This is a genomic window from Streptomyces wedmorensis (assembly GCF_000716445.1).
GTDB lineage: Bacteria > Actinomycetota > Actinomycetes > Streptomycetales > Streptomycetaceae > Streptomyces > Streptomyces wedmorensis.
The window spans coordinates 34,171-49,420 of sequence record NZ_JNWK01000080.1 but is presented as its reverse complement, the minus strand read 5'-3'; the positions used below and the strand labels follow the sequence as shown (position 1 = coordinate 49,420).

At 72.8% G+C, this 15,250-nt stretch carries 12 protein-coding genes and 1 pseudogene; 1 reads left to right on the top strand and 12 read right to left on the bottom strand.

Annotated features, from left to right (window positions below):
- Nucleotides 1-872 precede the first annotated feature (872 nt).
- The 12 genes and pseudogenes from atzF to OO54_RS47925 form a co-directional block, all read right to left on the bottom strand.
- Nucleotides 873-2,567 carry an allophanate hydrolase gene (atzF, locus tag OO54_RS37745; protein ID WP_033211512.1) on the bottom strand — a complete coding sequence of 565 codons (1,695 nt, stop codon included), beginning with the start codon at nucleotides 2,565-2,567 and terminating at the stop codon, nucleotides 873-875.
- Nucleotides 2,564-5,035, bottom strand: a complete 2,472-nt coding sequence (locus OO54_RS37740) for a biotin carboxylase N-terminal domain-containing protein (protein WP_033211510.1) — start codon at nucleotides 5,033-5,035, stop codon at nucleotides 2,564-2,566. The genes atzF and OO54_RS37740 overlap by 4 nt, the downstream gene beginning before the upstream one ends.
- A gap of 5 nt (nucleotides 5,036-5,040) precedes the next feature.
- On the bottom strand, nucleotides 5,041-5,595 hold the full coding sequence (locus OO54_RS44465; RefSeq protein WP_418953236.1) for an urea amidolyase associated protein UAAP2: 555 nt from the start codon (nucleotides 5,593-5,595) through the stop codon (nucleotides 5,041-5,043).
- Nucleotides 5,584-5,887: pseudogene (locus OO54_RS48935) on the bottom strand (DUF1989 domain-containing protein); the annotation flags it as partial. The pseudogene OO54_RS48935 and the gene OO54_RS44465, both read right to left, overlap by 12 nt.
- Before the next feature lie 361 nt (nucleotides 5,888-6,248).
- Nucleotides 6,249-7,391: a Holliday junction branch migration DNA helicase RuvB gene (ruvB, locus tag OO54_RS37730; RefSeq protein WP_234439218.1), complete on the bottom strand. Its 1,143-nt coding sequence runs from the start codon at nucleotides 7,389-7,391 to the stop codon at nucleotides 6,249-6,251.
- Nucleotides 7,392-7,522: 131 nt separating this feature from the next.
- Nucleotides 7,523-8,692 (bottom strand): recombinase RecA, encoded by a 1,170-nt coding sequence (recA, locus tag OO54_RS37725; protein ID WP_033211508.1) that lies wholly within the window; start codon nucleotides 8,690-8,692, stop codon nucleotides 7,523-7,525.
- 61 nt (nucleotides 8,693-8,753) lie between these two features.
- Nucleotides 8,754-9,257, bottom strand: a complete 504-nt coding sequence (locus tag OO54_RS37720; RefSeq protein ID WP_033211506.1) for a single-stranded DNA-binding protein — start codon at nucleotides 9,255-9,257, stop codon at nucleotides 8,754-8,756.
- Between the two features lie 223 nt (nucleotides 9,258-9,480).
- Nucleotides 9,481-10,263, bottom strand: coding sequence for a zinc finger domain-containing protein (locus tag OO54_RS37715; RefSeq protein WP_033211504.1), 783 nt, complete (start codon nucleotides 10,261-10,263; stop codon nucleotides 9,481-9,483).
- Nucleotides 10,260-10,775: a hypothetical protein gene (locus OO54_RS37710; RefSeq protein ID WP_033211502.1), complete on the bottom strand. Its 516-nt coding sequence runs from the start codon at nucleotides 10,773-10,775 to the stop codon at nucleotides 10,260-10,262. The genes OO54_RS37715 and OO54_RS37710 overlap by 4 nt, the downstream gene beginning before the upstream one ends.
- Nucleotides 10,772-11,728 carry an ATP-binding protein gene (locus OO54_RS37705; protein ID WP_033211500.1) on the bottom strand — a complete coding sequence of 319 codons (957 nt, stop codon included), beginning with the start codon at nucleotides 11,726-11,728 and terminating at the stop codon, nucleotides 10,772-10,774. The genes OO54_RS37710 and OO54_RS37705 overlap by 4 nt, the downstream gene beginning before the upstream one ends.
- Before the next feature lie 259 nt (nucleotides 11,729-11,987).
- Nucleotides 11,988-12,905 (bottom strand): RecB family exonuclease, encoded by a 918-nt coding sequence (locus OO54_RS37700; protein ID WP_033211498.1) that lies wholly within the window; start codon nucleotides 12,903-12,905, stop codon nucleotides 11,988-11,990.
- 475 nt (nucleotides 12,906-13,380) lie between these two features.
- The gene (locus OO54_RS47925; protein WP_033211496.1) at nucleotides 13,381-13,668 is read right to left on the bottom strand and encodes a WhiB family transcriptional regulator; all 288 of its coding nucleotides are present in this window, start codon (nucleotides 13,666-13,668) and stop codon (nucleotides 13,381-13,383) included.
- A gap of 470 nt (nucleotides 13,669-14,138) precedes the next feature.
- Here OO54_RS47925 and OO54_RS37690 point away from each other — a divergent pair, with 470 nt between their 5' ends.
- Nucleotides 14,139-15,152 carry a PI-PLC domain-containing protein gene (locus tag OO54_RS37690; protein ID WP_051787724.1) on the top strand — a complete coding sequence of 338 codons (1,014 nt, stop codon included), beginning with the start codon at nucleotides 14,139-14,141 and terminating at the stop codon, nucleotides 15,150-15,152.
- The last annotated feature ends 98 nt before the right edge of the window (nucleotides 15,153-15,250 follow it).

Below are 15,250 nucleotides of genomic sequence, written 5' to 3'. Positions count from 1 at the left end.
AGGTCAGGAGTCAGCAGAGCCACCATGCCGGGCAGGGCACGGAAGACCGCCCCGTAGTCGATCTGCGGATTCCTCATGCACTGCCCGCCTCGGCGCCGACCGTCGTTTGCTGATACCCCACGATAAGAACGACGCGCCCCGGATGCGGGTCACCACTCCCGGGACCCCGGAGTCCACCCCGAGGCCCGACCGGCGGCGGTGTTGCTGGAGCCGAATTTCGTGGGCGTGGAGTTCGGCTGGATTTTCCGCTGATGCTGCCCTGGAGTGCGCAGCACTGTGGGCTCCTCTGGGACGGCTCCCTGCCTGCTTTGTACAGGTCAAGGGCGGTCTCGACTGTACATCCGCACGCGCCGAACGATGTTTGTGGGGAACATCGCTCCGGTCAGACGAACGGGTCCCCACCTGGGCTTTCCCGCCGTCATCGACGCTTGTTCAGTCAGTCCTTCGGGAACGCCCGGCAACTCGCGCTGACCGAATGCGGACTTACCTGATGAGCCATCAACCCTGCGGGAAACCCTTCCGCGCACACTGACGACGTGCGTGCACGCGTCACCGACCTGTCGGGCACCGACCTCACTCCGTTTCGTGCAGAAGGGTCCCTTTGGCCGTCGGCCGGACGTCGCCGGGCCGCCCCGGAGGCCGGCTCGCCGCCTGCCGCCCGCCTGAGGCCCCTCGGCGGGCGGCCTCGCGAGCCGGAGGTGCGGTATGAAGCCGCCGCCGATCGGCGGCGCACGGGCTGAGCGTCTTCGGCGCGGCGCGGCACGCCGGGTGGCTACGGCCACCGACGGTGGCGGGATCCCTGTCCGGAGCGCTCAGCGGGCGCAGGGAATCACGAACTCGTCTCCGCCCGGGGCGGCCCGGAGGAAGCGCTCCTACCCTGCGGACGCCGCGCCACGGCCGGCGCGGTCCTCGTCCTCGATGGACCGGAGGGCGGCGCGCCAGCCGCCGTACGTGGTGATCTCGCGGGCGCCGTCGATGGCCTCGGGCTCGCAGAGGAAGCCGGGCACGAAGCTGCCGTCCGTGAGTTCCACGCTGCCCAGCGCCATCGGGCGGGGCAGGGACGAGAGGAGTGTGCCCAGCCCCTCGGCGGGGAGCCGCCACACCTCGGCCTCGATCGCGGCACCGCCTTCACGGACCCGGACGAGTCCCGGCTTGGGCGGGACCGTGTCCAGCGCGTACAGCCGGTAGGCGGGCGCGGTGGTGGTGCCGCGTTCCAGGCGGCCGCCCAGGGCGAGCAGTTGCCCGTTCAACGGCTGTCCGGACAGATGCGCGCCGACCACCGCGAGACGCGCCGGCGGGGCGGTGAGCAGGCCTGCGACGCGCGCGAGCCGCTCGTCCGTGAACGCCCTGCCGATCAGCATGACGCCGAACGGCCGCCCCTTCACCTCGCCGGCGGGGACGGCGACCGCCGCCATGTCGAACAGGTTCGTCGAGTTGGTGAACCGGCCGAGGCGGGCGTTCGCGCCCAGGGGGTCGGCGGCGACCTCGTCGAGGGTCGGGTGCCCTGGTGTCGTCGGGAGGAGGAGCGCGTCCGCGTCGCCCAGGGCCGCCAGCGCCCTGGCGCGGAGGGCGGACAGCTTCGCGCGGTCCGCGTAGAGCCGGTGGGCCGGGACGTCACGTGCCCCGGAGATGATCCCGGCCACGGTCGGGTCGAGGTCCGCGGAACCCGCATGGCCGTCGACGAAGGTGCCGACGGCGGTGTAGCGCTCGGCGACGAACGCACCCTCGTACAGCATCGCGGCCGCCTCGGTGAACGGCGCGAGGTCGACGGGCCGGAGTTCGGCGCCCGCTTCGGTGAGCCGGGCCGCGGCCGCCTCGAATGCCTCGGCCCAGCCTTCGTCCAGCTCGCCCAGGTGCCCCGGCTCGGGCACCGCGATCCGCCACGGACCCGGTCGGCGCTGCTCCAGCGCGGGGAGCTCACGACTTGTCGGTCTCACCATGGAGGACAGCGCCCGCTCGGCCTCCGGGAGGGTGCGGGCGAAGACGGTCACGCAGTCGAGCGACGCGCAGGCGGGGACGACGCCCTCGGTCGGGACCAGGCCGAAGGTCGGTTTGAGCCCGACGACGCCGTTGAAGGCGGCCGGGACCCGGCCTGAGCCCGCGGTGTCCGTGCCGAGGGCGAAGTCCGCGATGCCGAGGGCGACCGCGACCGCCGAGCCGGACGAGGAGCCGCCGGAGACGTACGCGGGGTCGACGGCGTTGCGGACGGCGCCGTACGGGCTGCGCGTGCCGACCAGGCCGGTCGCGAACTGGTCGAGGTTGGTGGTGCCGAGGAGCACGGCGCCCGCCGCCTTCAGGCGCGCCACCGCCGGGGCGTCGTCCTTCGGCGCGTAGGCGTACGAGGGGCAGCCGGCGGTGGTGGGGAGCCCGGCCACGTCGATGTTGCCCTTGACCGCGAACACCGTGCCGACGAGCGGCAACCGCTCGCCGGCCGCGACTCTCGCGTCGACCGCGGCGGCGTCCGCCTCCGCTTCCTCCCGGGGGCGCAGGTCGATCCACACCTCGGGCCGGTCCACCCGGGCGACACGGGTGTACGCGGCCCGTACCCGCTCCACTGTGGTGATCATGCGGCTGCCTCCACGGTCTCGACGGGAGCGAGGACGACGAGCGCGGTGCCGGCCTCGACCTGGCTGCCGGGCGTGACCAGGACCTCCGCGACGACGCCGTCGGCGGGGGCGGGTACCGGCGCCTCCATCTTCATCGCCTCCAACGCCACCAGCTGCTGACCCGCCGACACCCGGTCCCCGATCCGGACGTCGACCTGCCAGACGCAGGCGGTGAACTCGGCCTCGACCAGCCGGCCGCCCTCGGGCACGGTGATGTCGACGGTCGGCGGCGTGACCTCGGCGGCGGCCTCCCAGGCATCGCGCTCGGCGCCGAACGCCCGGCTCTGCCGGTCGCGGAAGGCGGTGATCGACTCGGCGTTCTCGTAGAGGAATGCCTGGTACTCGGCGAGCGAGAAGGTGCCCTCCTCGGTCTTCGGGACGAACCGGCCGGAGATGATGTCCGCACGCAGCTCCAGGAGTTCGTCGGCGCCGACCGGGTACCACCTGATCCGGTCGAAGAAGCGCATCAGCCAGGGCCTGCCGGGTTCGAAGGCGCCGCGCTGCCGCCAGCCCGACCACACCTGCGTGGTGCGGCCGACGAACTGGTACCCGCCGGGGCCCTCCATGCCGTAGACGCACAGGTACGCGCCGCCGATGCCGACCGAGTTCTCCGCGGTCCAGGTGCGGGCCGGGTTGTACTTGGTGGTGACCAGACGGTGCCGGGGGTCGAGAGGAGTGGCCACGGGCGCTCCGAGGTACACGTCGCCCAGGCCGAGGACCAGGTACTCGGCGTCGAAGACGGTCCGGTACACGTCGTCGACGGTGTCGAGGCCGTTGACGCGGCGGATGAACTCGATGTTCGAGGGGCACCACGGGGCGTCGTCGCGCACGCCGGCCGTGTAGCGGGCGATGGCCTCACGGGTCGCCGGGTCGTCCCAGGACAGCGGCAGGTGCACGGTCCGGCTGGGCACCACCAGCTCGTCGGTGGCCGGGAGTTCCTCCTCCACGCGCAGCACGGCGTCGAGGAGCGCCCGCGGGGACAGCGCGTCGGGGTTCGTCTGGATCTGGAGCGAGCGGATGCCCGGGGTGAGGTCGACGACGCCCGGGAGGCCCCGCGCGGCCAGCGCCTCCGCGAGCGCGTGGACGCGCATGCGCAGGGCCAGGTCGAGTTGCATGGGCCCGTATTCGATGAGGAGGTTGTCGTCACCGCTGCGCCGGTACGTGACCGCCGGGCGGCCTCCGCTTTCGTCCAGGCGCGCGAGGACGCCCCCGTCGACGATGGCGTCACGGTCGGCCCGCGGCTCCGACGCGGGATTGCGCCGCAGCTCCCCCGCCGCCGCCGTGGTGACCGGGACGAAGCGGACGGTGTCGCCGGGGCGTAGCTGGCCGAGCTTCCAGCGCTGTCCGGTGACGACCGTCGCCGGACAGACGAAGCCTCCGAGGGAGGGGCCGTCGGGGCCGAGGAGGACAGGCATGTCGCCGGTGTAGTCGACGGCGCCGACGGAGTACGGCGTGTCGTGGATGTTGGAGGGGTGCAGCCCCGCCTCGCCGCCGTCCGGGCGTGCCCAGCGCGGCTTGGGGCCGACGAGGCGGACGCCGGTGCGCGCCGAGTTGAAGTGGACCTTCCAGTCCGCGGCGTAGAAGTCGCGTATGTCGTCCTCGGTGAAGAACTCCGGTGCGGCGTGCGGTCCTTCGACCGCGCCGACCCGCCACACGGTGTCGAAGGAGGGCCGCTCGTCGACGGGGACGACGGCGGTCTCCGTCCGCGCCTCGCCGCCGTGCAGTACGTCGCCCGCGCGCAGGGCGCGGCCACCGTGCCCGCCGAACCGGCCGAGGGTGAAGGTGGCCGCGCTGCCCAGGAACTCCGGTACGTCCAGGCCGCCCGCGAACAGCACGTAGGTGCGCAGTCCCCGTTCGTCGGGGGCGCCGACGGCGAGCGTCTGTCCGGCGTCGACGGTGATCGGCTCCCACTGCGGCACGGCAAGGCCGTCGATCGTCACGCCCGCCGGGGCTCCGGTGACACAGACCGTCGTCGGGTGGGTGAAGCGCAGGGAGGGGCCCTGAAGGGTGCACTCCAGACCGGGTGCGCCCGCGTCGTTGCCGAGCGCGGTGTTGCCGAGCCGGAAGGAGAGGTCGTCCATCGGGCCGAAGAGCTCCAGCTGTTCGGGGGTGGGGCCGACGAAGACGATGCCGGCGTCGGCGCAGCGGTGTGCGAAGTCGGCGTCCTCGGACAGGAAGCCGTAGCCGGGATGGATCGCGCCCGCGCCGGTGTCCTTGGCGGCCTTCAGGACCAGATCGGCGTCGAGGTAGGACTCCTTGGCGGGCGCCGGACCGAGCCGGACGGCCTCGTCGGCCAGCCGTACGTGCTCGGTTCCGCGGTCCGCGTCGGAGTACACCGCGACGGTGCGCAGGCCGAGTCGGCGGGCGGTGCGGATGACGCGTGCCGCGATCTCGCCGCGGTTGGCCACCAGCAGGGTGTCGAACGTCATCGTGGTCAGACCTCGTCGCTGTCGTCGGGGCCGGTGATCGTCATCCGGACGGCCGTCGGGTCGAATCCGTTGCAGGGGTTGTTGATCTGCGGGCAGTTGGACAGCAGCGCGAGGACGTCGGTCTCGGCGCGCAGCACGACCCGCAGGCCGGGTGCCGAGATGCCGTCGACGATGCCGAGGGTGCCGTCCTTCTCGACCGGCACGTTCATGAACCAGTTGATGTTGGAGACCAGGTCGCGCTTGCCGAGTCCGTGCTTGCTCCCCTCGGCGAGGAAGTTCTCCACGCAGGCGTGCTGCGACCAGGTGTGGTGGCCGTAGCGGAGGGTGTTGGACTCCTTGGAGCAGGCGCCGCCGATGGTGTCGTGCCGTCCGCAGGTGTCCTCGACGACGGTCATCAGCGGGGTGTGCTCGTTGGACAGCAGCACCGAGCCGGTGGTCAGGAAGACGGTGCCCTGCGCCTGGATCGTGTCGGGGGCGCTGTAGCGGACGGAGGTGTCGTGCGCGTCGTACAGCAGGAAGTCGGCGGCCTGGTTGCCGTGCAGGTCGGTGACGGTCAGCAGCTCGCCCTTGCGGACGACCCCGGACCAGGCGGCGCGGGCGGAGCCGGTGAACTCGGTGGAGCCGTCCTCGGAGATCCGTACGCCCTGGAAGAAGGAGACGGACGGCGGGAGGTCGCGCGGGGCGAGGCCGTTCTTGAGGGCGGCGAGCTTGAACAGCTCGCGGCCCGCCGGCGAGGCGGACTGCGGGGTGCCGTCCCCGTACCGGGCGGTGTTGCGGGCGAGGGTGGAGGTCCCCGGTGAGGGCGTCGTGCCGGCCGGAGGTGTCCCGGGTGAGTGAGGCGAGGACCCGGCCCAAGCACGTGATGATCTGAGCCGCGGTGGTCCCCTCCCCCAGGCGTTGACAGTGTGCCGCTGCCCGGCCGGACCGATCGTTGTCGACAGTGCCGAAGAAGGCGGGGCGACGGCGCGTGCAGGGCCGTGAATGCGGTCGAGGGACGTTCGACCGGATCGCGGGCGACCGGATCGCGGGCGACCGCGTCGAGCACGCCGTAGACGGGGACACGACCGGTCCGGTTCCGGGACATGCGGGCCCGCCACAGCGGGGGGCCGGAGTCGACGAGGGCCCGCACCCGGCCGTCACCGAGATCCGGACCACTCGGTGCGGCGGTAGGGCGGCCGGTCCTTGGCGGTTCTCGTACGGGCAGCCATGGGTCTCACCGTGGCGGGGGCCGGTGCCGGGGGGCGGCCGGGGAGGTGGTCCGTCCGGTGCGGCCTCCGGGCGGGTCGTCCTGTCCGGAATCGCCATTCCGGTGTCCCGGGGGCGCGGTCCAGGACGGCCGGGACGGCCCGGGCGGCGGTACGAGCCCGAAGTGGGCCCAGGCGGCGGGCGTCGCGACCCGCCCCCGGGGCGTCCGGGCCAGCAGTCCCTCCCGAACCAGGAACGGCTCGGCGACCTCCTCCACCGTCTCGCGCTCCTCCCCCACGGCGACCGCGAGGGTGGACAGACCGACCGGTCCGCCGCCGAACAGCTTCAACAGGGCGTGCAGCACGGCCCGGTCCAAGCGGTCCAGGCCACGGCCGTCGACCTCGTAGACCCCCAGGGCCGCGGACGCGATCTCGCGGGTGACCGCTCCGTCCGCGGTGACCTGGGCGTAGTCCCGCACCCGGCGCAGCAGCCGGTTGGCGATGCGGGGCGTGCCGCGGGAGCGGCCGGCGATCTCGGCGGCGCCCGCGGGCTCGACCTCCACCTCCAGCAGCCGGGCGGAGCGGTGGATGACGCGCTCCAGTTCGGCCGGGTCGTAGAACTCCATGTGGGCGGTGAAGCCGAAGCGGTCGCGCAGCGGCGGGAGCAGCAGGCCGGCCCGGACGGTGGCGCCGACGAGGGTGAACGGCGGCAGCTCGAGGGACATGGCGGTCGCGTCGAGGCCGGTGCCGACGACGATGTCGACGCGGAAGTCCTCCATCGCCAGGTAGAGCATCTCCTCGGCGGGCCGGGACATGCGGTGGATCTCGTCGAGGAAGAGGACCTCTCCCCCGGTGAGCGAGGCCAGGACCGCCGCCAGGTCCCCGGGGTGCTGGATGGCGGGGCCGGAAGTGATGCGCAGCGGGGCTCCCATCTCCGCGGCGATGATCATCGCCAGGGTGGTCTTGCCGAGCCCCGGGGCACCGGAGAGCAGCACGTGGTCGGCGGTGGCGCTCCGCTGCCGGGCGGCCCTGAGGACGAGGTCGAGCTGCTCGCGGACCCGTACTTGGCCGATGAACCCGTCCAGGTCCTTGGGGCGCAACGCCGCCTCGGTGGCCCGGTCCTCGCCGTCGGCGGGGGCTGCGACCGGCCGGTGGACCGGCTCCGCCGCGATGGGTCGGTCGGCGGCGGTCCTGCCCGGGGTCGGCGTCTCGTCCCCGGGCGTGGCGGCGCCGGGGAACACGGTGCCGCCCCGGTTCACCGGCGTTCGCCTCGCGCCGGGGTGCGGGAGCGGCCGGCTGGTCTTCACGGCCCGGCCGGGGTGCCGTCGAGGAGGACGCGGGGGACCGGACCGCTCGGGGCCGACGAGGTCGGCCCGGTGGAGCGCCGACCGGCCGCGGCCGAGTCGAACGGCACGGTGCCGGGTGCGGCCACTCGGTTCGCCGTATCCGCCCGGTACTCCGCCGCCGGGGCCTCCGGCTTCGCCCCGATGCCCAGTTTCTCCCTGGTCTTCTTCTCGATCTCGTCGGCGAGGTCGGGGTTGTCCTTCAGGAAGTTGCGGGCGTTCTCCTTGCCCTGGCCGAGCCGGTCGCCCTCGTACGTGTACCAGGCGCCGGACTTGCGGACGAGGCCTTGCTGGACGCCCAGGTCGATCAGCTCGCCCTCGCGGCTGATGCCCCGGCCGTAGAGGATGTCGAACTCGGCCTGCCTGAACGGCGGGGCGACCTTGTTCTTCGCCACCTTGACGCGGGTGCGGTTGCCCACCGGCTCGGTGCCGTCCTTGAGGGTCTCGATCCGACGGATGTCCAGGCGGACCGAGGCGTAGAACTTCAGGGCGCGGCCACCGGTCGTGGTCTCCGGCGAGCCGAAGAGCACGCCGATCTTCTCGCGCAGCTGGTTGATGAAGATCACCGTGGTTCCGGAGTGGCTCAGCGCGCCGGCGATCTTCCGGAGCGCCTGGCTCATCAGCCGGGCCTGCAGACCGACGTGCGAGTCGCCCATCTCGCCCTCGATCTCCGCGCGCGGCACCAGCGCGGCGACGGAGTCGATGACGATGAGGCCCAGGGCGCCGGAGTGGATGAGGGTGTCGGCGATCTGCAGGGCCTGTTCGCCGTTGTCCGGCTGGCAGACCAGCAGGGCGTCGGTGTCGACGCCGAGCCGCTTGGCGTACTCGAGGTCGAGGCCGTACTCGGCGTCGATGAACGCCGCGATCCTGCCCGCCTTCTGCGCGTTGGCCATGGCGTGCAGGGCCAGGGTCGTCTTGCCGGAGGACTCCGGGCCGTAGATCTCCACCACGCGGCCGCGCGGCAGGCCGCCGACGCCGAGCGCGAGATCCAGGGCGATCGAGCCGGTGGGGATGACCTCGACGGGGACCCCCGGCTCATCGCCCAGGCGCATCACCGAGCCCGCGCCGAACCGTTTTTCGATCTGGGCGAGGGCGAGTTCGAGCGCTTCCTCGCGGTCCTGTTCCTTCATGGGGTCCGCCTCGGATGGGTGCGGTGTGTGGTCGCGGCCGGCGCACGGGTGCGCCGGCCCGTCAGAAGGGCTCCGTCTCCTCGCGGGGGGCATGTCGTCCGCCCTCGGCGGGGACCGGCCGCTCGCCGCCGTCGGGCCGGGTGAACGGGTCCTCGGCGGGAGGACGGGGGCCGCCGCGGGAACCGGCGGGGACGCCGGTGTGCGGGGGTTTGGTGATCGTCACGGCGGCGAACCGCAGCGACGGGCCGATCTCGTCGGCCTCCAGCTCGATGACGGTCCGCCTCTCGCCCTCCCGGGTCTCGTACGTCCGCTGGCGCAGCCGCCCCTGGACGATGACGCGGGTGCCGCGGGTCAGGGACTCGGCGACGTGCTCCGCCTCCTGCCGCCAGACCGAGCAGCGCAGGAACAGCGTCTCGGCGTCCCGCCATTCGTTGCTCTGCCGGTCGAAGGTGCGGGGCGTGGACGCGACGGTGAAGTGCGCGACCGTGTCGCCGGACGGGGTGAGGCGCAGCTCGGGGTCGTCGGTCAGGTTGCCGACGACGGTGATGACGGTTTCACCGACCATGGCGGTTTTCCTCTCGTGCGACGGGTGATTCCTCACCCCGTGCCGGTTCGAGTTCGACGGGCAGCCTCGTACCGGTGGTGAGGGTGCCCGGAGGGGAGGCCGCACCGCTCCGGCCTGGTGTGAGGGGTGAGCTGGGCGGCGCGGGGCTCCGGGGGAGTCGTGGTGGCGAGGGGTGGCAGGGCTCCGGTACGCGGCCTTTCTCGAGTCGGGGCGATCACCGGGTTCACCTCGCTTCCCCCTCCTGCCTCGGCCCGGGCTCGGCGAGCCCGGCCGCGAGGAGCCGTGCCTGGTGGGCAGGGGCCCTCCTCAGCGGGGTCCCGAGCCGGGGGACGGTGCAGGGACGGCCTGCGGCGGCCCCGCACCAGGGACAGGGCACGCGGAGGGAGCGGACGCGCGGGTCGTGCTTCGAGCCGGTGAGGTGGGAGGGCGGACTGCCCGGCGCGGCGGGTATTCGCTCGACTCGCTGCCCTGAGGCGATCGCGGTCACCAGCTCGAGGAGTTCCGCACGATAACGGCGCGGGTCGTCAGGGTCGCTGTCCGGGAGTGGCAGCGGGTTGCGGGCGAGCCGCTCCTCCCGGATCGCGCGCACCTCGGCGCGGATGTCGGCGGCGGCGATGTCGGACCGCTGCCTGCCCAGCCTGGTCACAGCCGCCCGTACATCGGCGACGTCCAGGTCGGCGAGCAGCAGGTGCCAGGCGTCCGTCGTGGTGTCCTCCAGGTGCATCGACGGGCACATCGCCGCGACCAGGGCGACGAGCTGGGCCGTCTCGGCCGGCAGCATTCGCTCTTCCCTTCCGCGGGGGAACGTCCCGGCTGACGCCGGTGCGCCGCTTCCCGCCGCATCCACCGGCTGCTGGTACACGTACAGGACGGCCCCGCAGGCGCATCGCAGCCGCTTGTCGTCCTCGAACGTCCAGCGGCCGCAATCGAGGTGACCGGCTTGGGAGACCAGGAACCACACCGTGCCGAACGTGTCCCGGTCGGGGTGGGCGACGACAGCGGTCATGGATCCTCGCCACCCTTGAGGGGGAGCAGACGGCGCAGGTCGAGCGTGCCGGTGTGCCAGGCGCGGGCGATCCGTTCCCGCCCGCCGGGCAGGGGGCGCAGGCTGAACGACCGCGGTTCGGAGACCGACAGCACACCCAGCCCCGGGATCGCCTCGCCGGTGTACGGGTCGGCGACCGGATCGAGGCAGGTCAGCCGGGCGAGGAATTGCCGCTGCCAGCCGGGGCGCACCCGGACCAGCGTCTCCACCTCGCCGGGGTGGTTGTCGGCCACCCAGGCGGTGAAGGCCTCTTCGTCGGCGATCACGACCGTGGGTTCGGGGTCGACGAGGGTGAGGGTGGCGACCGGTGTGTCGTCCGGCAGGGCCACCCGGACCGACTTCAGGTTCAGCTCGGCGCGGGCCGCGCGCAGCCCCTCGAGGACCTCGTGGCGCTCGGTCTGGTACTCGGCGTCGACGGCGTCGCGCAGCACCCGGAGCACGGCGACCCGGGTGGCGTGCTCCTTGAGGCTCATGCGGACTTTTCCTTCCGCTCGGTCCCGTTCTCCCGCCTGGTCCCGGCCCCGGACTCGATGTCCTCGGCGACCCTGTTCCTCGCCGCCGCGGTGCCGTGGCGCACTATCAGCTGGCCGAGCGTGTGGGTCTCCCCGGCGTCGTCCAGGACGGCGGCACCGAGCAGGTTGTGCCGGCGGGCCTCCTCGTACAGGTCGCGCAGCTCCTCGTGGCTGGCGCCCGGCGCGGTGGCTGCCGTGACGTAGTCGGAGACGGAGAGGGCGGGCTTGCCGGCCTCCAGCCAGTCGAGGACGGCCTCGGCGAACTCCGGGCCCGGCCTGTGGAGCACCGTCCCGGACAGCGGCTTCGCCCGGGACTTGGAGATCACCAGGGTGTTCTCGTGGTCGAGATCGCCGACGATGTCGAATTCGTACTCGATGCCCTCCCGCTGCTCGGGCTTGAGCCCGATCTTGCGCGGCACCTTGCGGCCGCGCTCGTCGGCCTCCACGACGTACTCGGTCTTGGTGCGCATGGTGACGATGAGGTGACCGGGGTAGGCGAGCAGGGCGTCGATCATCGCCCGCTCCTGGGGGCGGGCCTCCTTCCAGCCGGCGAAGCTGCCGCCCGCCCCGAGGCGCTTGGCCGCGTTGTCGACCTGCTCCAGCATCCCGCCGGTGCCGGACCAGAAGTGACTCAGGGAATCGACGATCATGACGTCGTAGCCCTCGTGGGCGGCCACCGCGAGCGCGTCGACGAGGGTGGTGGGCTGGAACGTCGTGAGCGGGAGGGTGTCGAAGGCGAACTCGTCGGCGTACTTGGCGGCGCTGCCGTGCTCGGTGTCGATCAGGGCGACCCGCTCGCCGAGCCCGGCGGCGGTGACCAGGGCGGTGTAGGTCTTGCCCGACCCGGTGGGGCCGGCGAGCGCGATGCGGGCCTTGGCCTGTTCCTTGGTGGCGGTGGTGAAGGTGAGGTTCACGCCGTTCTCCTGGCGTCTGCGACGGCGGTTCCGGGTGGGCCTGGCCGGCAGGGGACGCGGTCCTCGTCCGGCAGGACGTGCCCCCGCGTGGCCGTCGCTCGGATCGAATATGCATTCGAATTACTGTCTGCACCCACACTAGGCGCCCCAGAGGTAACAATCCACCCTTTTTCGCAGGAAAAATACAGAAAAGGCGGAAATGTCAGTAAGGAGGCGTATAATGCCTCCTCGCATGTGCGGGTGTCGGACGCCTCCGGCCTCAGCCGACGTCGGCGGCCGGGCGCTCGCCCTCCCCCGCGGCCGGGTCCGTGGTGACGGCCAGGGGATAAGGCGGCGGGGTGCCGCCCCAGGCCGGACACAGCGCCCGATGGGGGCACCAGTCGCACAGCCGGCTCGGGCTCGGGCGCCAGTCGCCCGTCCGCGTCGCCCGCCCGATCGCGTCCCACAGCGCCAGCACCTTGCGCTCCACGGCCCGCAGATCAGCCTCCGCCGGGTCGTAAGTGAGCACGTCCCCGCTGCCCAGATAGACCAGCTGGAGCCGGCGCGGCAGCACCCGCCGCAGCCGCCACAGCACCAGGGCGTAGAACTTCAGCTGGAACAGCGCGTCCGCCGCGTACTCGGGCGGGGGCGCCCGGCCGGTCTTGTAGTCGACGATCCGCACCTCGCCGGTCGGCGCCACGTCCACCCGGTCGATGATCCCGCGCAGCCTCAGCCCGGAGTCCAGCGTCGTCTTGACGAACAACTCCCGCTCCGCGGGCTCCAGCCGGGCCGGGTCCTCCAGGGTGAACCACCGCTCGACCAGCTGCTCCGCCGTGGCCAGCCACTCCGCGACCCGTTCCGAGGCGGGCGCCCCTCCGTCCCGCGCGAACAACTCCGCGAGCTCCGGCCGCGCCGCCAGCAGCCGCTCCCACTCGCCCGCCACCATGGCCCGGGCCCGGACGGCCGTGCGCTCCGCCGCCGGGACGTCGAAGAGCCGCTCCAGCACCGCGTGCACCAGGACGCCCCGAGCCGCCGCCGCGTTCGGCTTCTCCGGCAGCCGGTCGATCACCCGGAACCGGTAGAGCAGCGGGCACTGCATGAAGTCGCCCGCCCGCGAGGGCGACAGCGACGACGGCGGCGCGGCGGGCCGGGGCGCTGCGGGCGGGGCCGGTGCGCCGGAGGTGTCGATCGGCTGCACACCCCTGACCTTACGCCGGAGGCCGGCGTACCGCTCCGGCACCGGCCCCGCCCGCGGTGGCGGTGGCCGCGTGACCACCCCCTCGGGGCCGCCGGGCCGCCGACGCCTTCGAGAGCGGTCGCCCCGTCGTCGAGCAGGCCCTCTCCACCGGCACCCCACCGGCCGCCGAACAAGGAGCACCCCGCGGCCGACGGCCCGCCCCGGAAACCACGGCCCGCCTCGCCACCCGCACACGCCGCGAGCCGAAGGTGCCGCTCCGGGCTGGGTTCGACTCCGACCACCGTGGCTACGGATCAGTGGCCATGATCCCCCGGGCGGGTCCGCAGGCGCTGAACCAGGCGCTTTCCCTCGGGTTGAGAAGGTGTCATCGGGCCGCCTTGCCGCTTCCCGGCCGGCCAGACCCGAACCGCGCCGTGCCGTGCCGGAGGTACGTCAGGGCCGGACACGGCTCCCGCGTCGCCACCGCCGGACACGGCTACGCCGCGGCCGCGTCGGTTTCCCCGGACGCCTGGCGCTCGCTCACCGTACGACCGCCCCAGACCCCGTACGGCTCGCCCACGCTGACGGCGTGTTGCAGACACCGAGCCTGTACGGGACATCGGCCGCACACCGCTTTGGCGGTCTCCTCCCGCATCGCCCGGCTCTTGCCGCGCTCGCCCTCCGGGGGGAAGAACACCTCGGTACCCAGGCCGCGGCACGCGGCCGCCCTCTGCCAGGCCCACTGATGCTCCGCCCGTCCGGGCAGATGCGAAACCTTCGACATGACAGCCCTTTCCCTCGCTCCGCTCGCCGAACGACTCCACTCACGCGTCTGGCCGAGAAGCCGGGCACGAAACGTGCCGAGGGCCCGCCGGGCCGTGGTGCGCGGCCGGTTCGTCGCGGTCTCGGGGCTCACCGGGGTGCTTGTCGCGATGAGCCTCAGGAGCGTTCTCGATCTGCGCCTTCGCCTCGCCACGCGTGGCGGAAGGCGTTTCCTGCCTGAACTCCGCCCGCCTCGGCTGCCGCGGCCCGTCCCCCGTCGTTCTGGATGACGCGAGGGGCCATGAAGCACGAACACGTCGCGCAATGTCGGCCGTTGCGTTCCCCATAGGACCGAATCGACCGTCGAACCGTTACGCTCCCCGCATGCCAATCATGGACATGTCACCCCGGAGTGCCCACCCAGACGTGGGCCCACGGTTCGGACCGCGCTCGGTCGGGACCGCTTCGCCACGGAGAGCCGGACGGCTTTCCGTGGTCCTCCTCCTTCTGGTGAGCCTCCTCGGCATACCGGCCCTGGCCAGCGCCGCGCCGCCCCCCGCGTCGACCCGAGCGTCCGCGGCGGCGTCGAACGCGAACGACACGGCCGTGGCCCAGGCCCGGGCACGCTGGGGCGATCGGCGGCTCGACGAGGTCTCCTTCCTCGGTACCCACAACGCGTTCACCAACTACGAAGACTCGCGATGGACTTCGGTTTCCCAGTCCGAGTCGATACGCCACCAGCTCGACAACGGGGTGCGCGGCCTCAGCCTGGACGCCCATTGGTACGAGCGCAGCACGTGGCTCTGCGTCATCAGCTTCGGCAGCGACTGCTACCCGAGCGACGTCTACCTCTGCCACGGCGAGTGCAAGACCTTCGCCGGGGTCACGTACGCCCTGCCCCGGCAGTCCTTCCAGAACAGCATGCAGACCGTGGTGGACTTCCTCACGGCGAACCCCCAGGAAGTCGTGACCGTCTTCCTGGAGGACTACGTCAGCGCCCAGCAGCTCGGCAACTCGCTCGGCCGGGTACGCGGCCTCGACCAGCTGCTCTTCCGGCCCGACGCGTGGAACGTGCGCCGGCAGGGGTGGCCGAGGATGACCGACCTCGTCGGCTCCGGGAAGCGCCTGCTGGTCTTCAGCGACGCGCCCGACCGTGAACACCTGGGTGTCATGTACGACAAGGCCTGGACCGTCAGCAACTTCTGGAGCCTCGGAGACCTCGGCAACGACCTCTCCTGCGTCAGCCGGTGGCCCGACGTGCCGTTGGACCGTCAGGAGCCGGGCTTCCGGCGGCTCTTCACCATGAGCCACCACCGGAACGTACCCACGGTCATCAACGCCGCCCTCGACAACGGAACCAAGCTGCGCGACCGCATCGACCGGCAGTGCCGCCCGGCGGCCGGCGGTCGCGACCCGAACTTCGTCTCGGTCGACTTCCACCGGGTGTCCGACGGCAGCGGCCACACACCGGCTTCGATCGTCGCGGAACTGAACGCCCGGAACTGAACCCTGTCGACACCCCTGCACGGCCCGCCCGTCCCGGCCCGCGGCGGGTGGGCCGCGCTCCCCGCACCCCGGGACGACCGGCCCCGTAGCGGCCAGGA

Coding starts and splice junctions, on each gene's coding strand:
- atzF (WP_033211512.1), bottom strand. CDS start 2,567: ATGATCACCACAGTGGAGCGGGTACGGGCCGCGTACACCCGTGTCGCC.
- OO54_RS37740 (WP_033211510.1), bottom strand. CDS start 5,035: ATGACGTTCGACACCCTGCTGGTGGCCAACCGCGGCGAGATCGCGGCA.
- recA (WP_033211508.1), bottom strand. CDS start 8,692: ATGAAGGAACAGGACCGCGAGGAAGCGCTCGAACTCGCCCTCGCCCAG.
- OO54_RS37720 (WP_033211506.1), bottom strand. CDS start 9,257: ATGGTCGGTGAAACCGTCATCACCGTCGTCGGCAACCTGACCGACGAC.
- OO54_RS37715 (WP_033211504.1), bottom strand. CDS start 10,263: ATGACCGCTGTCGTCGCCCACCCCGACCGGGACACGTTCGGCACGGTG.
- OO54_RS37710 (WP_033211502.1), bottom strand. CDS start 10,775: ATGAGCCTCAAGGAGCACGCCACCCGGGTCGCCGTGCTCCGGGTGCTG.
- OO54_RS47925 (WP_033211496.1), bottom strand. CDS start 13,668: ATGTCGAAGGTTTCGCATCTGCCCGGACGGGCGGAGCATCAGTGGGCC.